The organism is Bacteroides fragilis NCTC 9343 (assembly GCF_000025985.1).
GTDB lineage: Bacteria > Bacteroidota > Bacteroidia > Bacteroidales > Bacteroidaceae > Bacteroides > Bacteroides fragilis.
In genome coordinates this window covers 1,863,016-1,885,847 of record NC_003228.3, presented here as the reverse complement: position 1 = coordinate 1,885,847, position 22,832 = coordinate 1,863,016, and the positions used below count along the sequence as shown (strand labels likewise).

The window sequence follows — 22,832 nt, the reverse complement described above, 5'->3', positions numbered from 1 at the left end:
ATGAAAAAAGAAAGGTACATATCACATTCGTTTATCCGCTTCCGCCAGTGGAGCCGGAAGGCTTATGCCATATTTGCCACTCTGGGTTTGTGTGTCACCATCGGACAGTTGAGAAAGAACATCACCGAATGTGCGTTGTGCAAGCAGCAAACTCCGCATACGACCGGACTTGATCCGCAACGGGAAACAGAAGATTCCGTTCCGGAAGAAGATTGGGAGAACCTCACGTTATCTCCCGAACCATTGCTCTTGCTTCTTACTCAACTCCAATCATCCAAATATTCTTATGCCGGTGCCGCACAGTCAACTGTTGTGACATCCGCCTCACACATTACACCTAAAGAGGTTGCCTCCCATCCCGATGGGACCGGCAACCTCTTTTTTAATATCCCCACCCTATGACTATCGAAGAAATAAAAAACCAAGTATTACAAGGAACGGCTATCAGCCGAGAGCAGGCCGAATGGCTGGCGCTCTATCCCCGTAAAGAAGAGTTGTATGATGCCGCACACGACATCACCACCGCCTGCGCTTCGCAGGAGTTCGACATGTGTTCCATCATCAATGCCCGCTCAGGGCGGTGTCCGGAAAATTGTAAATGGTGCGCCCAGTCATCTCACTACAAGACCAAGGCCGATGTATACGATCTGGTGAGCGCGGATGAGTGCCTGCGACAAGCAAAATACAACGAAGCACAAGGGGTCAACCGCTTTTCATTGGTGACCAGTGGACGCAAACCTTCTCCCAAAAACATGAAAGAGCTCTGTGTAGCGGCCCGGCGGATGCGTCGTCATTCGTCTATCCGGTTGTGCGCTTCGCTCGGACTGTTGGACGAAGAAGAGTTGCAGGCATTGTATGATGCCGGAGTGACCCGGTACCACTGTAACCTCGAAACGGCTCCTTCCCACTTCGACTCGCTCTGTACCACGCATACACAGGAACAAAAGCTGAAAACCTTGCATGCCGCACGACGAGTAGGGATGGACCTCTGCTGCGGAGGCATCATCGGCATGGGCGAAACTGTGGAACAACGGATCGAATTTGCCTTCACACTCCGCGATCTCAACATCCAATCCATCCCGATCAACTTGCTGCAACCCATACCCGGCACTCCGCTCGAGCATCAGTCTCCTCTCAGTGAAGAAGAGATACTGACCACAGTGGCTCTTTTCCGGTTCATTAACCCTGCGGCTTACCTACGCTTTGCCGGAGGACGCTCGCAACTGACACCAGAGGCCGTCCGGAAATCCCTCTATATCGGCATCAACTCCGCCATCGTAGGCGATCTGCTGACAACACTCGGCTCCAAGGTATCGGACGACAAAGAGATGATTCTCTCGGAAGGATATCACTTTGCCGACTCACAATTTGACCGCGAACATTTGTGGCATCCGTATACTTCAACTTCGAATCCGCTCCCGGTATATAAGGTGAAACGGGCTGACGGTGCCACCATCACGCTGGAAAGCGGACAGACACTGATCGAAGGAATGTCATCGTGGTGGTGTGCGGTGCACGGATACAATCACCCGATATTAAACCAGGCTGTACAAGATCAACTCAGCCGGATGTCGCATGTCATGTTCGGCGGACTGACGCACGATCCGGCTATCGAACTGGGCAAACTGTTGCTTCCGCTGGTCCCGCCCTCTATGCAAAAGATATTCTATGCCGATTCCGGCTCCGTAGCTGTCGAAGTTGCACTGAAGATGGCCGTACAATACTGGTATGCAGCCGGAAAACCGGAGAAAAATAATTTCGTCACCATCCGTAACGGTTACCACGGAGATACCTGGAATGCCATGTCGGTATGCGATCCTGTAACGGGGATGCACAGTATCTTTGGTTCGGCACTTCCCATCCGCCACTTCCTCCCTGCTCCCTCCTCCCGGTTCGGAGATGAATGGAATCCGGAAGACATCCGTCCGTTGGAGTATCTGCTGGAGAAACATGCCGATGAACTGGCAGCTTTCATCCTCGAACCCATTGTACAAGGTGCGGGAGGCATGCGTTTCTACCATCCGGAATATTTAAAAGAAGCTGCGCGCCTCTGCCACCGGTATGGGGTACTGTTGATCTTCGATGAAATAGCAACCGGATTCGGACGTACCGGAAAACTCTTCGCCTGGGAACATGCCGGAGTAGAGCCGGACATCATGTGCATCGGCAAAGCATTGACAGGTGGATACATGACCTTATCGGCAGTACTGACCACCAATGAAGTGGCAGACTGCATCTCCAACCATGCACCGGGAGCATTCATGCACGGGCCTACGTTTATGGGAAACCCGTTAGCATGTGCCGTAGCCTGCGCATCGGTACGGTTACTTCTAACTTCCGGCTGGCAAGAAAACGTAAAACGAATAGAAGCTCAACTGAACCGTGAATTAGCTCCGGCACGTGAGCTCCCTCAGGTAGCGGACGTCCGTGTACTGGGTGCCATCGGAGTGATCGAGATGAAAGAACCGGTGAATATGGCATACCTGCAACGCCGTTTTGTGGAGGAAGGCATCTGGCTCCGTCCGTTTGGCAAACTGATCTATGTAATGCCTCCGTTTATCATTACGCCCGAACAGTTGACCAAACTCACGGAAGGGATGATAAGGATCATAAGTAACGGCCTTCCCGGTTCCCAAACGAAATAGAGGCGAATCAAACTTCACCACAGAGTAACAAGAGTCTCACAGAGTTTCAATCTCTTGTTTATAAGATATTAAGAGAAAATAATCTCTGTGAAACTCTGTGCTACTCTGTGGTGAATCAAACTCAAAAACATTACAAATATGAATAAAAACCAAGAAACGGAAAGAGGTGAACTCACCCGTTTCCTTGACGAGCTGCAACTCCTTAAAAAGAAAGATAACTTCCGCACCCTTCCTACCCTGGTACATCAGGGCAAAGAGGTAATCATCGGGGGAGAACGGATGCTAAACCTTTCGTCAAATGATTATCTGGGGTTGGCTAACGACAGTGGACTGTTAAAAGCTTTCTGGCAGACAGTGAAGCCGGAAGAAATTAAGTTCTCTTCCTCTTCTTCCCGCCTGCTTACCGGCAATTTTGCCGCATACGATGAACTGGAAGCTACCTTGTCTTCCTTATTTGGAACAGAAGCGGCACTGGTATTCAATTGCGGATATCATGCTAATACCGGAATCCTACCTGCCGTATGCGACACAAAAACACTGATTCTGGCCGACAAGTTGATACATGCCAGCCTAATAGACGGCATTCGGCTATCAGATGCCAAATGTATCCGCTACCGGCACAACGAATACAGCCAGTTGGAAAGACTAGTAGAGACTTACCACAAAGAATATGAACAGATTATTATCGTTACCGAAAGTATTTTCAGTATGGATGGTGACGAAGCAGACTTACCCCGGTTGGTCAAACTGAAACGCAAGTATCCGAACGTATTGCTTTACTTAGACGAAGCCCATGCTGTCGGTGTCCGGGGAACCGGCGGACTGGGATGTGCCGAAGCATACGGATGCATATCGGATATCGACTTTTTGGTGGGCACTTTCGGAAAGGCACTGGCTTCCTCTGGGGCATATATCGTGTGCAGGCAGGTGATACGGGACTATCTGATAAATAAAATGCGTCCCTTTATCTTCACCACTGCACTCCCGCCTGTCACCCTGCAATGGACCTCATTTGTACTGCGCCATCTGGCGGAATATCAGGAGAAGAGGGAACACCTGGCAGCCATCAGCAGCAACTTGCGGACCGGCCTCCAGGAGAAAGGATACTTTTCTGCCTCGGCCAGCCAAATCGTACCCATGATCGCGGGTGAAAGTTCTTCCGCCGTCCGTATGGCAGAAGAGCTGCAACGCAAAGGATTTTATGCGTTGCCTGTCCGTCCGCCTACGGTACCGGAAGGAACTTCCCGTATCCGTTTTTCATTAACGGCAGACGTAACGGAAGAAGAAGTGAAAAGAGTGATAGCAACAATACGGCCTGTATCATCAAAGTAATAAACTTATGAAACTGAAAAGACTATATCCACCCCAAAAATCTGTAAACTCCCTTCACTCTGAGACAGGAACCGGATGTGAAGTCGCCGGATGCCCTCCCCTCCGAAAAGAGGCTCTCCTCTTCTTTGCCGGATGGGGAATGGATGAAACTCCCTTCATGCACAATCTCCCCCCAAATAAAGATCTGATAATCTGCTATGATTACCGTTCTCTCGATTTTGACAGCACATTGCTCTCCACGTATGACGGGATCTATGTTGTTGCCTGGTCCATGGGGGTATGGGCAGCTTCCCAAGTGTTACCGGACAGCAACCTCCCCCTCAAGCAAAGCATTGCCATCAACGGGACACCTTTCCCTATCGATGATATGCGGGGAATTCCTCCCGCCATATTTGAAGGTACACTCAATAATCTCAATGAAGCGACCCTACAGAAGTTCCGCCGGCGAATGTGCGGATCGGGAAGTGCCTTTCAGGCTTTCCTGGAAATAGCTCCCCAACGACCGGTAGAAGAATTGAAAGAAGAACTGGTGGCCATCGGCAGACAATACAGCGAACTGCCCCCATCCACCTTTGTCTGGAATAAGGCAATCATCGGAGAATCCGATCATATCTTCCCACCGAAGAACCAGGAACAGGCCTGGCAAAAATATTGCAATGAAATTCAGCGATATGACGGAGCACATTATGACGAAAAGATATTGAAAGAAAATCTCGCTCCTGCTGCTGCTTCCTCCAAACTACTGATCGCCCAACGCTTCACGAAAGCAATCGGCACCTATCCGCACGAAGCCCGGGTACAACAACAAATCGCCCGGAAAATGTGCAGTTTGTTGCAGCAACACCTCCCTGCGCACTCCCTCCGCCGTGTTGTAGAGTTCGGCTGCGGGACGGGTACTTATTCGCGTCTGCTACTCCGTTCGTTCCGCCCGGAACACTTGCTGCTGAACGACCTTTGCGAAGAGATGCGCCATAGCTGCAGAGATATCCTGAACGAGCGGGTCTCCTTCTTGCCCGGAGATGCCGAAGCACTTGACTTCCCGCACGGAACGGAACTGATCACTTCCTGTTCCGTCCTGCAATGGTTCGAACATCCCGATGCTTTTTTCCGGAAATGTGAAAACATCCTGAATGCGCAGGGATACATTGCCTTCAGTACTTTCGGAAAAGAAAACATGAAGGAGATTCGCCAACTGACCGGACAGGGACTCGCCTACCGTTCGAGAGAAGAGCTGACTGCCTCGCTCTCGGCACTATACGACATTGTGCACACGGAGGAAGAAGTCATCTCACTGAATTTCAACAATCCGATGGAGGTGCTTTATCATCTGAAGCAGACCGGAGTAACAGGTACTTGTAACCAAAGCTGGACCCGGAGCAAACTGAACCTCTTCTGTCAGGAATACGAACGTCTGTTCAGTCCCGGCAAAGGTTCTGTTTCACTGACCTACCACCCCATCTATATAATAGCAAAAAAGAGATAAGAAAAACGACCTGCGGGTCTCAAACAAAAGAAGTATGAAAAAGAATGTGTATTTTATCAGCGGCATCGATACAGATGCAGGCAAGAGTTATGCCACAGGATTCCTGGCACGCGAACTGAACCGGAAAGGGCAACGCACCATTACTCAGAAATTTATCCAGACAGGCAATACAGGCCACTCGGAAGACATCGACCTGCACCGCCGCATCATGGGCATCGCCCCCACTGATGACGACCGGGAAGGACTGACCATGCCCGAAATCTTCTCTTACCCCTGTTCTCCACACCTCGCTTCACGCATAGACGGACGTCCCATCGACTTTGACAAAATAGAACGTGCTACAGAAGAGTTGAGCCGCCGTTACGACGTTGTCCTGCTCGAGGGAGCCGGAGGCCTGATGGTGCCGCTTACCGACGAATTGCTCACGATTGACTATATTGCGCAGAAGGAATACCCGCTGTTGTTTGTCACTTCCGGCAAACTGGGCAGTATCAACCACACATTGCTCAGCCTGGAAGCCATTAAAAACCGGGGGATCAAACTGGATACCGTTCTCTACAACCTCTACCCGACGGTAGAGGACCGGACGATACAGGAGGATACACAACTCTTCATCCAACGGTATCTGAAGAAAGATTTTCCGGAGACTAAATTCTGCATGGTACCGGAATTATAAAAAGTCTACAGGGAACATCAGAAACCACTATAGATGATACAGATTAGCGCAGATTAAGTGCCCTGTTTAAATTTTCCTTGAATAAATTTACAGGAATTTTATTGACCTGTTTTGAGTTTTTTCTCGGTCTATTTCCCCGTTTTTACCCGTCACATAGCCCGCTATGCTCCTTGCAAAAACCGGAAAACATCCCTGAAAACAAATCTCAAGCAAAATTAAAACAGGCTCTAAAAGAGTGAACGACCGATTGTCAGCACAAACTACCTGCGGTAATCTGTATAATCTATGGTGAAAAAGCCTCTTGAAACATCTTCTGAAACCGTTCTTTTAGCTGAACTTTTTACCTATGACAAGCGTTTATAACCATGACATTAGGTTTTAGACACATCAGGTTAAATAGAAGTTTTCAGTATGAGTTTCAACATTGTAAAAAACGACAAGAAGCGTGTCATCATCGTAGGTGGTGGCTTCGGCGGTCTTAAATTGGCCAACAAGCTAAAAAAGTCTGGTTTCCAGGTTGTTTTAGTCGATAAGAACAATTATCACCAGTTTCCTCCCCTTATTTATCAAGTCGCTTCAGCCGGACTTGAACCCAGTTCCATCTCTTTCCCGTTCCGGAAGATTTTTCAGAAACGAAAGGACTTTTACTTCCGTATGGCAGAAGTACGGGCCATCTTCCCCGAGAAAAAGATGATTCAGACTTCCATCGGTAAAGCAGAATACGACTACCTGGTACTGGCAGCCGGCACCACCTCCAACTTCTTCGGCAACGAGCACATTGAAGAAGAGGCCATGCCTATGAAAACCGTTTCGGAAGCCATGGGACTGAGAAATGCCCTACTGGCAAACTTTGAACGGTCGATCACTTGCAGTACGGAACGTGAACGGCAGGAGTTGCTCAATGTCGTTGTTGTAGGCGGAGGGGCCACCGGAGTGGAAATAGCCGGAGTGCTTTCGGAAATGAAGAAGTTCGTACTGCCCAACGATTATCCGGATATGCCCAGCAGCCTGATGCACATCTACCTGATTGAAGCGGGCGATCGTCTCCTGGCGGGAATGTCCGAAGATTCATCCCGCCATGCCGAACAGTTTCTGCGTGAAATGGGAGTCAACATCCTGCTGAACAAGCGGGTGACGGATTACAAAGATCATAAAGTGATGTTGGAAGACGGTACAGAGATAGCGACACGTACGTTTATCTGGGTGAGCGGCGTGGCAGCCATCACTTTCGGCAATATAGACGGAGAATTACTGGGACGCGGAAGAAGAATCAAAGTAGACGAATTCAACCGTGTACAGGGAACAGACACTATTTTTGCCATCGGGGACCAATGTATTCAGACTACGGACAAGAACTATCCTAACGGACACCCGCAACTGGCACAAGTGGCCATCCAACAAGGCGAACTGCTTGCCAAGAACCTGCAAAGACTACAGAAAGGCAAGCCGATGCAGCCGTTCCATTACCGGAACCTGGGATCGATGGCAACCGTAGGGCGCAATCGCGCCGTGGCAGAGTTCAGTAGTTTCAAAACCGCCGGATGGCTGGCTTGGGTGATGTGGCTGGTCGTCCATTTACGTTCGATCCTGGGAGTACGCAACAAAGCAAACGTCCTACTGAACTGGGTATGGAATTACTTTACTTACGACCAGTCTCTGCGCATGATTGTCTATGCAAAGAAGGCGAAAGAGGTGCGTGACCGGGAAGAACTGGAAGCGAAAACGCATTGGGGAGAAGAAACCCAGACGCAACAACCCAACGGCTAAAGTTCACCACAAAAGGCACTGAGGATGTCATAGTTCACCACTGATTACACGGATTTACAAGATAGATTTTTAATCTACTGATAACCAATAATATTTATCTGTATAATCTGTGGTGAACTATGGCACCCTCATGCACTCTGTGCCGAATGCGACTTATTTTATTCCGGAATCTTACTCATACCGCAATGACCGTGCCGGTTTGCCTACGATAATCTTCACCGTCTGGCAGGCTACCGTCACAAACGAAATCAACAGCATCAACACTACCGGAACTGCAAAGAACCATATCTTCAGATCGGTACGGAAAGCATAATGACTCAACCAGGCATTCATACTGAACCAGGCAACGGGCAACGCAATGATTACCGCTATCAGGATCAATTGGAAAAAGCCTTTACCCAGCTGATAGAACAGATTCCAACGGGTAGCTCCCAATACTTTCCGGATACCCATCTCCTTGGTACGGGTAGTGCAGGAGAACATCACCAATACCCACAATCCCAGACATGAGATGAAGATGGCCAGTCCGGTGAAACAACCGATCATGACACCAAACACCTCGTCCTGACGATACTGATGATCGAAGAATTGATCGAGAAAGAAGAAGTCATAGCTGGAATCCTCGAAATAGCGATGCCAGATCTCCTCCACCTGCGAAACCAATTCCTTCGGGTCGCCGGACTTCATCACAATGGAGATGTAGCGTTGCGGCAGCCAACCGATCTTATCTTTGTGGATCAGCATAATCGGGGTATAATTCTTGTTGAGTGCCTGCTGATGGTAGTCCTTCACCACTCCGATAATCTGCATCGAAGCATCGGTACATTCCACCTCTATCTCCTCGCCGAGAGCCTCTTCGTTAGAGGCGATTCCCAGGTTACGGACAGCAGACTCGTTGACCACCAACTTATTCACATCGTCTCCATAATCTTCGGAGAATCCGCGCCCTGCCACCAATTGCAGTCCATAAGCATCAATATAATCCGGGTCGCATACCAACATTTCATAAAGGCGATTCTGCTTCAAAGCATCACTCTTTCGCCTGTTAGACAAGAAGGTAGCCACCTCTTCGCCCGGCACGGCACCCGAGAAGGTAACTTTGTCTACCAAAGGCAGGCGGGCAATGGCCTTCTTCATGGCTTCGAGTTTCGTGTTCATGCCTTCGGTCCGTCCGGGAAATTTGACAACCAGAGTCTGGTCCGTCTTCACTCCCAGCGACTGATTGCGCATGAAGTTCAACTGCGCAAACACAATCAATGTGCCGCAGAGCAGAATCATAGATGCCGTGTACTGAACGACTACCAATACTTTGCGAGTGCCTTCGCCCGACTTGCTGTTCAGGAACTTTCCCTTCAGCAACGTAATCGGTTTCCGGTTGAGAAGCGCCAATGCAGGATAGTAACCGGAGAGGAAAATTCCCCCTACAAATACGATTAAAAGCAAAAGCCACCAGTATCCCGTCAGCCAAACGGAGAAAGTTACCGTACGGCTTACCAACTGATTGAAGTATGGCAAGATCAACTCGATCAGTCCCACTGCCAGTACCAATGCAACCAGGTTCATGACCAAGGCCTCAAACAAGAATTGAGATACAAGCTGCTTGCGGAAAGCTCCTATTACCCGGCGCACTCCTACCTCCTTGGCACGTTCCATCGAGCGGGCCACAGTCAGGTTGATATAATTGATCCAGGCAATAGCCAAAATGGCAATTGCAGCAAAGATCAGGGCGATCATGGCCGTACGGTTTCCCTTGATTTCGGCCTCGTAACCAACTTGCGGTTTAAGATGAATATCGGCAAGCGGTGTCAGTGACACACCCCATATTTTATTTTTCAGCGCCTCGTCCGTCTTATACTTCTCCGACATTGCCGGAAACGCCTTTTCTATCTCTTCCTTCCTTTCGGGCGAATCGAGCAGCACATAAGTATAAACCTCGTGCTTGTACCAATAGTCATGCAGATATTGCCCGAGTGACTTATAGGAAATCAGGAAATTATAATGGATATGCGAATTGGAAGGCATCTCTTTCATCACCCCTGTCACTTCGCAAACCACCTTGTCATACGGTCCCGTAAAGATAAGTATCTTTCCGATGGGGTCTTCGTCCTGAAAATACTTCCGGGCAATACGTTCGGTGATGACCACCTGGCGGGGCATGGAAAGGCAAGTGGCCTTATCTCCTTTCACCAGCTCGAAATCGAACAGGCGGAAGAAACCGGGATCGGCATAAGCTATCTGGTTTTCGCGCAAAGTCAGTTCACCGTACTTCACTATCTGCTCGGGCTGATACAAGGAAACCACCCGCGTATAGTCTTCAATTCCGGCCAGATTCTCTTTCATGGCCGAACCATAACCAAACGAACTGCTGGCCCAATAGTCGGTCTGTACTTCGCCTTCATAGAAAGTGCTTTCCACACGGAAAATGCGTTCGTACTTCTCGTGCATCTTGTCGAAACTGAACTCAAAAGTGACATAAGTCAATATCAGCAAGGCAGATGCCATGCCGACTGCCAATCCGAAAACATTGATGAAACTGAATCCTTTCCGTTTCATCAGGTTACGATAGGCACTATTCCAATAATTCCCTATCATACGCTCTCTGTATTAGTCCCGGAAGTTTCGTCCAGCGGACGGTTGATATTCTCGGCTACGATCTTCCCATCGAGCAGGCGGATAATCCGGTGGGCATAAGTCGCATCACGCTGCGAGTGAGTAACGATGATGATGGTAGTCCCCTGACGGTTCAGTTCCCGTAGTAGCTCCATCACTTCCACACCGTTTACCGAGTCGAGGTTTCCGGTCGGTTCATCGGCAAGCAACAATTTACAGTCCGTCACCACGGCACGGGCTATGGCGACGCGCTGTTGTTGTCCACCGGAAAGCTGTTGCGGAAAATGATTGGCACGGTGCAACAAATTTACTTTCTCAAGTACCTGTTTCACCTTTTCTTTCCGTATGGCAGGTTTCATGCCCAGATATACCAGAGGAAGCTCCACATTCTCGTATACGGTCAGTTCGTCAATCAGGTTGAAACTCTGGAAAATAAATCCCAGATTTCCCTTACGCAGAGCCGTCAGTTGGTTCTCGTTCATCTTATCCACCTGTTTGCCTTCGAAGAAGTAAGAGCCGGAAGTGGGTGAATCGAGTGTACCCAGGATATTCAGCAGAGTAGACTTGCCACACCCGGAAGGGCCCATGATAGCTACAAATTCTCCCCGCTCCACTTGCATAGTCACTTCATTCAACGCTTTGGTCTGCACCTCCTCGGTGGTGAAGAGCATAGACAGTTTTTCTGTTTTAATCATAATCGTTATATATTATATTAGTTATTCATATTTTAAAATGCGCATAGGTTTCTGGCGGATGGTACGCCATACCTGTTGGAGCACAGTGAGAAAGGCTATCAGCATCAGCAGTACAAAAGTGGCTGCATATATCCACCAGGACAGCGAAATGTGGAAAGCGTACGTTTCCAGCCAAGCATTCATCAGCACTGCCGATACAGGAATACCGATTGCAGATGCCAATACGGTAAGCAACAACAGTTCTTTGGTCAGGACAAAGAACAGGCTGGTTTTATTTGCGCCGAGCACTTTGCGGATACCCACCTCCTTCAAACGTGACAAGGTGGAAAACAGGGTTACAATCCACAATCCAAGGCAAGCAACAAATACGGCAAGCAATGAGGCGCTGGCAAATATCCAGCCAAAATTACGATCGGATTTGTATAGGAATTCATTAAAATCATTCAAAAAGAAATAAGAAAATAAAGAAGTCGGGAAGTATTCACGATACATCTGTTCAATTTCCGTCAAGACGCCGGCATCCCCCTTTCCTTTCAGACAGACAGAAATATAAGGCGTTGCAATAAAAGGAACACGCTCTTTCAAAAAGAAAATGATAGGCTTGTAAGCCACGGCAAGCGATTGCTGGTGGTAGTTCTCCACCACTCCTATTATCTCAAGCGGGTCACTAACCACTTCCATTTTAAGTTGTTGCCCCAACGCCGCTTCTGCCGATTCGTAGCCCAACAGCCTGACAGCTTCTTCGTTAAGCACCACCCGGTTAAGATCGCCACCATAATCTTCGGAAAAACTTCGTCCGCAAATCATACGAGGCATATAGGCAGACAAATAGTCGTAGTCTACAGAAAACATCTGTATCAATTTTACTTGTGAGGGATCGCTTCCATACGGCCGATTGGTAAAATAGTTGGCAACTTCCACACCGGGAACAGCTCCCGAAACTGTCACGTGACTTACATCCGCCCGTTGCTTCAAACGTTTGGTGAAACTCTCCATGCGCAGCGACAGTCCCTCGGTGAACGAAGGATATTTAATGACCAGAATGCGGGTATTCAGATCCGATTCGGCCTCACGCTGCATGTAACGGACCTGTTGAAACACAGTAAACGTACCTGCAATCAGAACAAAAGAAGCCAGGAACTGAACAACAATCAACGCCTTTCTGATCCGGTTGCCTCTCTTTCCGTGCAACAGTTTACCGCGCATAATCTCCGACGGACGGATAGTGACCATCAGCCAGGAAGGATAAAGCCCTACAACCAACGTACCGATGATAACCACTCCGGCTACAATCCCCCAAAAAGCGGGTTGCATAAGTATGTCTGTCCCGAAGTTTTGCCCTGCCCAGCGATAGACAAGGGGTAAGAGGAGTTCCAGCCAGCCGAAAGCTATCAACGTAGCCAGCAAGTTCATGAAACCGGACTCAAGAAGTCCCTGAATAATAATCTGACGGCGCGAAGCACCAAAAGCTTTACGGAGTCCGAACTCCCGTCCACGCTCCAAAAAGCGGGCTACGGTCAGGTTCAAGGCATTTGCCCAACCTATCAGCAGCAGAATGGCGGACATTACGAACAAAATAAGAACCGCCGTCCGGCTTCCTTTCACCTCTTTCTCGTATGCTTTTTGCGGAGTAAGGTGAATATCTTTCAACGAGATCAGTTCTACAGCCCAGGTTTTATGTTTCAGTGCATCAGTCTTGTACTTGTCGGATATGTCACGGAAAGCCTGTTCAATTTCTCCCGGAGTCTTTCCGGGCATCAGGCGGACGTAAGTATATACACCGTGAATGTACCAGATGTCCTGCCGTTCCTTGGGAATCGTATTGTAGGAAAGCAGGAAATCGTAATGCAGGTGCGAACGGACAGGCATATCGGCAATAATGCCCGTTACTTCAAAGTTTTGCTGTGATGAAGAGGTACTGAAGGTCAGTATCTTGCCTATCGGGTCTTCTTCACCAAAATAGCGGCTTGCAGCGCTTTCAGTCAGTACCACCGTATTAGGGCGTACCAGTTGCCCGGTCTTTTCTCCTTTAACTATAGGGAAGTTGAATATTTCGAAAAAGGCAGGCTCGGTATAGCAGTAATGTTCCTCGGCAAATCTCCTGTCGAAGTAATTCACCACCTGCTCGCGATCCTGAGCCGTAACACGGACGTACTTCTCAATTCCCGCTATTTCCCTGTTCATGGCAGGAGCATGCCCATAAGCCGTAGTCGCCCAATTATCCGTCAGCATCTCGCCCTCATACAGTCTGCTTTCAACACGATACACACGGTCGGTATCATGAAATGAATCATAACTTAACTCCGACCAGACATAAAGCATAATAAGAAGTGCCGCTGCAATGCAGACCGACAACCCTGTTATGTTTATCAGCGTCAGAGACTTTTTAACCCGCTGGCTTCGTATCACTTGCGAAATGTAGTTCATAGTATTCGGTTCTTATTTCAATATAAGTTTCTCGTTATCCCCAAACAATTCATATCCGGATACAATCACCCGGTCGCCCGGTTTCAATCCCTCAGTCACTTCATAATATTGCGGATTCTGCCGTCCGATCCGGATGGGACGGCGCGTGGCAAATTTACCACTTTCGTCAACAACATACATCCAGCGGCCCCCGGTTATTTGAAAGAATCCTCCACGAGGTACAAGAATGGCCTGGGCAGGATCTCCCAACTGAAGATTGATGTGATACGTCTGCCCGGCACGGATGTTTTCGGGACGTCCGGCAGTAAACTGAAGGTCGGTACGGAATTGTCCCTCTTTTACTTCCGGATAGGGTTTGGTCACTTCAAGTTTATAGTTGCCTCCGTCACGGGTGAAATCCGCCGGAAGTCCGGGAACCACCCGTTCCACATAATGCTCATCGATCTGTGCCTGCACTTTCAGATCGGGTGTAATGATCTGTCCGATATGCTCGCCGGCAGCAATGGACTGGCCGATCTGGGCATCGAGATTGCCCACCTGTCCATCGATGGGAGCTTTTACCTTCAGGTTTTCCACCCGCTCGCGTACCAGGGCGAGGCTGCGCTTCATATTACGGATGTTTTCATCGAGACTATGAACCTGACTCTCCCTGAAAAAATTGTCCTGACGGATGCGTTCGTCAATGACTTCCAGTTGTGCCCTTGCCGCTTCGTACTCTTCGGCAGCCAGCCGAAACTCCTCTTCCGCTATCAGCTGCTCTTTGATAAGGCGGCTGTATTGCTCGTAACGCCGTTGTTTCACTGCCAGTTCCTTATTCAGGCCGATGCGTTCCTGTTTCAGCCGCAGATGTTCCTGCTCCATGCTGATGCGGGTATTGCGCAACTCGTTCTCCTGATAGGCCAGATCGGCTTCGCTCTGCATGATTCCGATGTTCAGGAGCGGATTGCTGAGACGAAGAATCACATCGCCTGCCTTGACGATGGCTCCTTCTTCTTTCAGGCGCTCTTCCACACGGCCTCCTTCTATCGCATCCATATAAATGATGCGGTTGGGCATCACTTGTCCGATAACCCGGATGTAATCACTGAACTCTCCCCGGGTAACTGTAGCAATGGTCAGCCGGTCTTTTTCCACATTCATAGAAGAGGAAGTGTCTCTGAAAATAAAGTAAAAAACAAGTCCCACCAATACCACGGCTCCGGCGACGGCATAATAATGCTTCCGCTTCATTCCGGGCTTGCGTTCGATCATTGTATCCATAGATAATTATTGCTTTATATATAATTCACGTTTGTTTATAAGGTCATATCATCGGGCCGTAGAGAAACGGTGTACGAGTTGTACAACTGGTACATGACGAGTTGAGCAACTGGTATACGACGAGTTGTACAACTCGTCCATCACTCTTCACCGGGCAACGTACAGAAGCTCCCCGTGCGATAATAGGTTTCCATCTTCAAAGTCATATCTACCTGCAAGCGTACCCGCGCCAACTCGGCTTTGGAGGAGATGAAGCGATTGCGGGCCTCCATCAACTGAAAGACGGAGATAAGCCCCTCTTCCCATTTCCGTTCGGATTCTTTCAGTACCAGCTCTTCGGCTCTGAACTGCTGCAACACTTGCCGGAATTCATCATAACCGGAACGGAGAGAAAGAACCGTTTGCTCCACCTCCGTATAGAGTTGTTGCTTTTGCAGTTCTTCCTCGTTCCGGAGGCGGAATATATTCAACTTGTGTTTGCGCAGGGTGGTCAGTCGTTCCAGCCCGCTCAGCAGAGGGATGGAAATACCGATACCGATATACTTGCCTAAATTGTCGTTCAACTGTTTGGTAGAAAAACCATCGAGGTAACGGGAAGCCATTGAAAAGCGGGCAAAGACGGTTGGCGAAAATTTACCTCCTGCCATGGCATACTCCTTACGGGCTGCACGTTGCCTGAGTTCCATCATCCGCATCGAAGGCATCGCCACCAGAGATTGCGTATAGAGTTCTTCCGTTTGTGGCAGCGGATAGGCCGAAAGAAGTTCGTAGTTGATAGTATCTTGTACGGCCAGCGTATCCTCGGCATGCAGATTCAATAGCTGCTTCAAGCGGAGCAATGCCAGACGACAACCATTCTGACGGGCCTGATAGCGGTAAATATCACCTTCGCGACGGGCTTTGACTTCCTGCAAATCAGAAACCGACTTCAATCCCAACTCGACGAAGGCCTCGGTCTGTTTGAGATAACGCTCGCTAAGGCGGCTCTGCTCTAAAGCCAGATCGAGCATCCGCTCTTCAAGCAGAAGTTTATAATAGGCATCCGTCACCTGACAGGCCAGTTCGTTACGGCGTTCTTTCAAAGCCCACTCACTCCGGTTGCGGTTCATCTTCTCAAAACGTACCCGATTGATACGGGTGAAACCCTCAAAGAGCGAAAGGGTCATGTCCAGCCCGACGGTTCCTTCATCAAAGGTATCGTTGGTATATCCGTTGGTATTCGGGTCGATGGAACGCCCGAAGTTACGTCCGGCTTCGGCCGATACACTGACACGGGGCAGGAAACTCGCCACAGAAGAGATGTAATCCATCCGGGCTTCTTTGATATCTATCCCGCTATTCCGTAAAGACGGATTCTGTTTCCATGCAATACGGATACATTCGTCGAGCGACCTCTCTGCTTGTGCAAACAAGAGAGTTGAAAAAAGAAGAAAGGTACAAAATGATATAAAATGTTTCATGTCAATCTAATATGCAAACGCTGTGCCAAAAGTAACAATCAACTTATAATCAGATAGATACAATTCAACCATATACAATAGTGTCCAATATCTGGACGCCACCGTGTACAGATATTGGACACTTGACGATTGTTTCCCACTGGAATACTTTCTGATACTTCTCCGGCATAAATTCTCAATCCGAAAACGTCTAAATATTGGACACTCTCTTGCAGGGAGTTACAAAAACAAATATCTTTACCACGAACTTAAAAAAGGAAGCGAATCAAAAGGAGATGCTATGAACACAGGAACCATTCTGATTGTAGACGATAACAAAGGAGTATTGGCCTCACTCGAACTTCTGCTCGAAAACTACTTCAGCAAGATACTGACAGCTTCGAATCCAAATCAGATCACCGCCCTGCTGACAACGCACCGCATCGATGTAGTCATCCTGGACATGAACTTCTCGGCGGGTATCAACAATGGCAACGAGGGACTTTACTGGTTGGGGCACATCCGGCAGATGGCTCCCACCCTACCCGTAGTGATGCTGACAGCTTACGGAGATGTGGAACTTGCCGTTAAAGCACTTAAAAACGGTGCAGCCGACTTCCTGCTGAAACCATGGGACAACCAGACCCTGATCGACAAGGTGACGGAAGCCTACCGTAGCCGCAAAGCTCCGGAACATACTGCAAAAGTTGACAGGGCTGAGGGATTCGAAATGCTGGTGGGGCGTTCGCCTGCCATGTTGCAACTGATGAAAGTGGTATCGAAAGTGGCACGCACGGACGCCAACATCCTGATAACGGGAGAAAACGGAACAGGCAAAGAAATACTGGCACGGGAGATACACCGCCTCTCACCTCGTGGCGCACGTCCGATGCTGAACGTAGATATGGGGGCCATCAGCGAGTCGCTGTTCGAAAGTGAACTGTTCGGACACGAACGGGGAGCTTTCACCGATGCCCACGAAAGCCGTCCCGGAAAGTTCGAAGCGGCCAACGGCAGTTCACTGTTCATGGACGAACTGGGCAACCTCCCTCTCCCACTCCAAACCAAGCTCCTCACCGTATTGCAAAGCCGGAATGTGACTCGTCTGGGCAGTAACAAAGTGATTCCGGTCGATATCCGCCTGATTTCGGCAACGAACAAAGATATACCGGAAATGGTGAAGCAGGGCATGTTTCGCGAAGACCTGTTCTACCGCATCAACACCATTCATCTGGAACTGCCTCCCCTACGTGAACGGGGAGATGATATCCTACTCTTTATCGACTGCTTCTTACGTAAATTCACCTCTAAATATCAACGGCAGGAAATACGGATACACGAGCAGACTGTCGAAAAATTACGCAGTTATCATTGGCCGGGCAATATAAGGGAGTTGCAGCACACCATCGAAAAAGCGGTCATCTTGTGTGAAGGCAGCGTAATCCGCCCCAAAGATATCTTGGTGAAACAGACCTGGCAACCGCAGGCAACCGCCACTGTCCCCAATCTGGAAGAGGTGGAGCGGAGGGCCATCGAAACTGCCATCCTGCAAAACAACGGTAACCTGACTGCCGCAGCCGAACAATTGGGAGTGAGCCGGCAAACATTATACAATAAACTCAAACGATTCAAACTCTGACCCTAATGATATTCAGTCAACGCATCTATTTCATCATACTGTTTCACGTATTGCTGATACTGGTCACAGCAGGCACCGGACTATGGTTGGTCGTGTCACATACGGGATACATCATCGGCGGTATACTGCTGCTCTGTTCGCTGTTCCAGATCGGTGCATTGACCCGGCAGTTGAATACGTTTAACCGGAAAATCAGACTGTTCTTCGACGCCGTGCAGGATAAGGATAATATGCTCTACTTTCCGGAGGCAAATGTCGGCAAAGAGCAGGCACAGCTGAACCGCTCCCTCAACCGGCTTAACGACCTCCTTGCCCGCACCAAAGGCGAAAGTCACAAACAAGAACATTTCTATCAATCACTGCTCGAGGAGGTGCCTAGCGGCGTGCTTGCCTGGGACGACTCAGGTAGAATCATTATTGCCAACAGTGCCGCTTTCTCGCTGCTGAAATGCAACCGTCTCTATACCGAAACCCAATTGGCACAACTGCTGAATGCAACCGGTATCCGCAAGAGTCTCAGCATATCGGAGAAAAAGATGATTCTGGACGGCGAAACCATCACCATCTTGTCCATCAAAGACATCGGCGACGAATTGAGCGATAAGGAGAACGAATCATGGAGCAAACTGACGCATGTGCTGACGCATGAAATCATGAATACCATCGCACCGATCCTTTCACTCTCACAAACCTTGTCCGAACGTCCGGATATCAACGAAAAATCGGCCCGCGGACTACGGATTATACAGGCTCAGAGCGAACGGCTGATGGAGTTTACGGAGTCATTCCGGCATCTGTCCTATCTCCCCCATCCGGAAAAAAGGCGCTTCGCATTGACCGAGATGCTCCGCAATCTTGAAGAATTGCTGCAAAGCGACTTTCGGGAACGCGGCATCCGGTTCATGCTGCAATGCGTGCCGGACCCGATAGAAACAGATGGTGATCCCAATCAACTGTCACAAGTCTTTCTTAATCTGCTGAAAAATGCGATGCAGGCACTCGAGGGACAGGCGGACGGAAGAATCATTCTCCGTGTACGGCGGGCAGACCGTCTGCAGGTCGAGATAGAAGACAATGGCCCCGGCATACCGGAAGAGATACGGGAACAGATCTTCATTCCGTTCTTCACAACGAAAACGGAAGGAAGCGGAATCGGGCTCAGTCTTTGCAAACAGATCATCCGGCAACATGACGGACACTTATCCATCCGGGAAAGCCGTCCGGGACAAACTATTTTCAGTCTCGATCTGCCTTAGGAGCGAAACATTTTAATTGGTGTAATGTTATAAATAGAGAGGAATCTCTATTCTCCTTTTTATTTATTATGAAAGAAAAATATTGGAAATATTCTCTGATTATTATCATTATCGGACTGGGCATTATCTTGTTCCGGCAAATCACTCCCTTCCTCGGCGGATTACTGGGGGCACTCACTATCTACATCCTTGTACGCAAACAGATGATCTATCTCGGTGCACGAATGAAACGAAGCTTCGCAGCACTGCTGATCACAGGAGAAGCCATTCTGTGCTTCCTGGTTCCCATCTCGCTGATTGTATGGATGCTGGTCAATAAATTGCAGGATATCAACCTGGATCCCCAGGCCATCATTACCCCTGTCGAAGAGTTAGCGGGAATCATTAAAGCAAAAACAGGATATGATGTGCTGGGCAGTGACACACTTTCATTCATCGTCTCCCTGCTTCCCAAGATAGGGCAGGCAGTGATGGGAGGCATCAGCAGTTTTGCCGTCAACCTGTTTGTATTGGTCTTCGTACTGTACTTCATGTTGATAGGAGGAACTAAAATGGAAGCCTACATCGACGACATCCTGCCTTTCAACGAAAAGAATACCCGGGAGGTAACCCATGAAATCAATATGATTGTCCGTTCCAATGCCATTGGCATTCCCTTGCTTGCAGTCATTCAGGGAGGGGTAGCCCTGATCGGTTATTTCATCTTCGGAGCACCGAATGCCTGGCTGATAGGAGTGCTGACCTGCTTCGCCACAATCATCCCGATGGTGGGGACAGCCTTGGTATGGTTTCCGGTAGCCGCCTATCTTGCACTGACCGGCGAGTGGGCAAACGCCATCGGACTGGCGGCTTACGGTGGAATTGTCGTCTCGCAATGTGATAACCTGATACGGTTTATCCTCCAGAAGAAAATGGCAGACACCCATCCGCTAATAACCATCTTCGGCGTAGTCATCGGATTATCCTTGTTCGGATTCATGGGAGTCATCTTCGGACCGCTTGTGCTGTCGCTGTTCTTGTTGTTTGTCGATATGTTTAAAAAAGAATATCTGGACAATAAGAAATAAGAGGGATACAAATCGACGAATCTCTGAAAAAATTATGTACTTTTGTGACATAAAAATCTTGTAAGAGTAAATGGAAGCATTCACATTCAATACAACTGAACTGATACTACTGTCGGCTACAGGTGTTCTTTTAATCATTCAACTTATCTACTATCTCGGACTGTACAACCGTATACACACCCACAACCTCGCTGTCGGAAAAGACGAAGTACACTTCGGACGGGAACTGCCTCCCCTATCTGTGGTGATCTGTGCACGAAACGAATCGGAAAACCTACGCCGCAACCTGCCCACGATCTTGAAACAGGATTATCCGGACTTTGAAGTAATCGTCATTAATGATGGCTCCACAGACGAAAGCGAAGACTTGCTATCGGCATTGGAGGAAGAATATCCCAACCTGTATCACAGTTTTACTCCGGACAGTGCCCGGTACATCAGCCGGAAAAAACTGGCATTGACACTGGGAATCAAAGCCAGCAAACACGACTGGCTGGTATTCACAGAAGCCGATTGTGCTCCGGTCAGCAACCAATGGCTCCGGCGAATGGCGCGTAATTTCACATCGAGTACAGACATCGTACTGGGATATAGCGGCTACGAACGAGGAAAAGGCTGGCTGCACAAGCGGGCATCTTTCGACTCGCTTTTCACCTCGCTCCGCTATCTGGGATTTGCCCTGGCAGGTAAACCGTATATGGGTATCGGACGCAATCTGGCCTACCGGAAGGAGTTGTTCTTCAAAGTCAAGGGATTCTCTACCCATCTGAATATGCAGCGCGGAGAAGACGATCTGTTCATCAACCAGGTTGCCAATGAAAACAACACCCGGGTAGAGACCTCACCGGATGCCGTGATACGGATGCAACCCGTGGAACGCTATAAGGACTGGAAAGAAGAAAAGGTGAGCTACATGGCAACTTCCCGGTTCTATAAAGGCTCGCAACGCTGGCTCCTGGGATTGGAAACCGGTACGCGACTGCTGTTTTATGCCGCTTGCCTGGTGGGGATTGTATTCGGTATCCTCAGCTTCCACTGGTTGGTTGTCGGGTTATCCCTGTTACTGTGGTTCGTCCGCTATTCGGTACAAGCCTACGTCATCAACAAAACAGCCGGTGAGATGGGTGACAACCGTTCTTACTACTTTACGCTGCCGGTTTTTGACATAATCCGTCCGTTACAGACCTTGAAGTTGAAGCTTTACCGCCTCTATCGCGGAAAAGGTGATTTCATGCGCAGATAACCCCATTACTCGTATCGCATGGAGTCGGCCGGATTAATTTTGGTTATCAGGTAAGAAGGTCCGACCAACATCAGTACAGAAGTCAATAAGGTGCCGGCATTGATCAGGAGGAAAAGCCAGATATTCATAGAGACCGGCACCATACTTACATAGTAGGTTTCGGGGTCGAGCTTGAACAGTCCGAACTGTGACTGCAAAATACAGAAAACGATACCGATTGCATTGCCCCACAACATCCCCTTGCCAATCAGGAAGACAGAAAACCACAGGAATACTTTACGGATAGTGAAATCATTTGCTCCCAATGCCTTCAAGATGCCGATCATCTGTGTACGTTCAAGGATGATGATCAGTAACCCGGAAATCATGGTGAAACCGGCTACGCCGACCATCAGAATCAGAATCACCCATACATTCAGGTCGAGCAGATCGAGCCAGGCAAATATCTGGGGATTCATCTGCTCTATGCTTTGAACATAATAAGTACCTCCGTAGATATCTTGCTTATTATCCGTATCGGTAGCAATCCGATAGGTGATATCTTCCAGCTTATCATAATCACGCACCTGCAATTCCGCCCCGCTCACCTGACCGGGAGCCCAGTTATTCAAACGGTTCACCAGATACAGATCGGTCAGCAGAAAGAGATTATCATATTCGGAAAAGTTTGTCTGATAGATGCCTTTCACCGTCAGCCGGCGGGCACGCACGTCTTTCTGAATGAAGTAGGTATAGATTTTATCTCCCAACTTCAATTTCAGCCTGTCGGCTATTGCTTTCGATATCACTACCTGATTGGTAGAGGCCGTATCACTGAAAGCCGGGATCTCTCCTTCTATCAGATGATCACGGAAAAAGGCGGGATCAAACTCCGGGCCGACTCCCTTGAGCACCATCCCCTGAAAAGCATCGTCCGTCTTAATCATTCCCGGCTTCGTGGAGTACCGCTGCACATGCTTTACCTCGGGAAGGGCAGAAAGTGCGACCATCATACTGTCATTCACCACAACCGGGTGAGTCTCGTAAGAACCTACCGCATCGAAATTACTGATCTGGATATGCGAACCGAATCCGATTACTTTATTGCGTACTTCACTCTTGAATCCAATCACAACGGATACGGCAATGATCATCACCGCCAGACCGATGGCAATACCAATCATGGCAATCACAACGGCAGGACGGGAAACTTGTTTTCCACCATCCGTATCACGATAAATCCGACGGGCAAGAAAATAAGAAAGCCTCAATTTCCCCTTCGCTCCGGAAGAGGAAACTGAATTGCTTTGATTA

The 22,832-nt window shown here is 48.9% G+C and carries 16 protein-coding genes; 10 read left to right on the top strand and 6 right to left on the bottom strand.

Features of this window, described 5'->3' with window-relative positions:
* The 6 genes from BF9343_RS07445 to BF9343_RS07420 all read left to right on the top strand — a co-directional run bounded on the left by BF9343_RS07445 (position 1) and on the right by BF9343_RS07420 (position 7,903).
* Complete coding sequence (locus BF9343_RS07445; RefSeq protein WP_009291979.1) at positions 1-402, top strand: hypothetical protein; 402 nt, start codon at positions 1-3, stop codon at positions 400-402.
* A complete protein-coding gene (bioA, locus tag BF9343_RS07440) occupies positions 399-2,645 on the top strand; it encodes an adenosylmethionine--8-amino-7-oxononanoate transaminase (protein ID WP_010992602.1) in 2,247 nt (748 codons plus the stop codon). The genes BF9343_RS07445 and bioA overlap by 4 nt, the downstream gene beginning before the upstream one ends.
* Before the next feature lie 138 nt (positions 2,646-2,783).
* Positions 2,784-3,977, top strand: a complete 1,194-nt coding sequence (locus BF9343_RS07435; RefSeq protein WP_010992601.1) for an 8-amino-7-oxononanoate synthase — start codon at positions 2,784-2,786, stop codon at positions 3,975-3,977.
* Between the two features lie 7 nt (positions 3,978-3,984).
* Positions 3,985-5,460 (top strand): malonyl-ACP O-methyltransferase BioC, encoded by a 1,476-nt coding sequence (gene bioC, locus BF9343_RS07430; protein ID WP_010992600.1) that lies wholly within the window; start codon positions 3,985-3,987, stop codon positions 5,458-5,460.
* A 34-nt stretch (positions 5,461-5,494) separates the two neighbouring features.
* Positions 5,495-6,136: a dethiobiotin synthase gene (gene bioD / locus BF9343_RS07425; protein ID WP_005786421.1), complete on the top strand. Its 642-nt coding sequence runs from the start codon at positions 5,495-5,497 to the stop codon at positions 6,134-6,136.
* A gap of 411 nt (positions 6,137-6,547) precedes the next feature.
* Positions 6,548-7,903 (top strand): NAD(P)/FAD-dependent oxidoreductase, encoded by a 1,356-nt coding sequence (locus BF9343_RS07420; protein ID WP_010992598.1) that lies wholly within the window; start codon positions 6,548-6,550, stop codon positions 7,901-7,903.
* Positions 7,904-8,074: 171 nt separating this feature from the next.
* Here the strand turns inward: BF9343_RS07420 and BF9343_RS07415 are convergent, their stop codons facing one another.
* The 5 genes from BF9343_RS07415 to BF9343_RS07395 form a co-directional block, all read right to left on the bottom strand.
* On the bottom strand, positions 8,075-10,495 hold the full coding sequence (locus BF9343_RS07415) for an ABC transporter permease (protein WP_010992597.1): 2,421 nt from the start codon (positions 10,493-10,495) through the stop codon (positions 8,075-8,077).
* Positions 10,492-11,208, bottom strand: coding sequence for an ABC transporter ATP-binding protein (locus BF9343_RS07410; RefSeq protein WP_005795152.1), 717 nt, complete (start codon positions 11,206-11,208; stop codon positions 10,492-10,494). The genes BF9343_RS07415 and BF9343_RS07410 overlap by 4 nt, the downstream gene beginning before the upstream one ends.
* Positions 11,209-11,229: 21 nt before the next feature.
* Complete coding sequence (locus BF9343_RS07405; protein WP_005800665.1) at positions 11,230-13,635, bottom strand: ABC transporter permease; 2,406 nt, start codon at positions 13,633-13,635, stop codon at positions 11,230-11,232.
* Positions 13,636-13,647: 12 nt separating this feature from the next.
* Positions 13,648-14,895, bottom strand: a complete 1,248-nt coding sequence (locus tag BF9343_RS07400) for an efflux RND transporter periplasmic adaptor subunit (protein WP_008659313.1) — start codon at positions 14,893-14,895, stop codon at positions 13,648-13,650.
* Between the two features lie 140 nt (positions 14,896-15,035).
* Complete coding sequence (locus tag BF9343_RS07395) at positions 15,036-16,355, bottom strand: TolC family protein (protein WP_005786410.1); 1,320 nt, start codon at positions 16,353-16,355, stop codon at positions 15,036-15,038.
* A 280-nt stretch (positions 16,356-16,635) separates the two neighbouring features.
* On the opposite strand from BF9343_RS07395, the gene BF9343_RS07390 reads away from it, so the two are divergent.
* From BF9343_RS07390 to BF9343_RS07375, 4 genes are all read left to right on the top strand, one after another.
* The gene (locus BF9343_RS07390; RefSeq protein WP_010992596.1) at positions 16,636-17,973 is read left to right on the top strand and encodes a sigma-54-dependent transcriptional regulator; all 1,338 of its coding nucleotides are present in this window, start codon (positions 16,636-16,638) and stop codon (positions 17,971-17,973) included.
* A 5-nt stretch (positions 17,974-17,978) separates the two neighbouring features.
* Positions 17,979-19,229 (top strand): sensor histidine kinase, encoded by a 1,251-nt coding sequence (locus BF9343_RS07385; RefSeq protein WP_010992595.1) that lies wholly within the window; start codon positions 17,979-17,981, stop codon positions 19,227-19,229.
* Positions 19,230-19,297: 68 nt separating this feature from the next.
* The gene (locus BF9343_RS07380; RefSeq protein WP_005786407.1) at positions 19,298-20,296 is read left to right on the top strand and encodes an AI-2E family transporter; all 999 of its coding nucleotides are present in this window, start codon (positions 19,298-19,300) and stop codon (positions 20,294-20,296) included.
* Between the two features lie 70 nt (positions 20,297-20,366).
* Complete coding sequence (locus tag BF9343_RS07375; RefSeq protein WP_010992594.1) at positions 20,367-21,539, top strand: glycosyltransferase family 2 protein; 1,173 nt, start codon at positions 20,367-20,369, stop codon at positions 21,537-21,539.
* Between the two features lie 5 nt (positions 21,540-21,544).
* Here BF9343_RS07375 and BF9343_RS07370 read toward each other — a convergent pair whose 3' ends face one another.
* A complete protein-coding gene (locus BF9343_RS07370; RefSeq protein ID WP_008768269.1) occupies positions 21,545-22,789 on the bottom strand; it encodes an ABC transporter permease in 1,245 nt (414 codons plus the stop codon).
* Positions 22,790-22,832 lie beyond the last annotated feature (43 nt).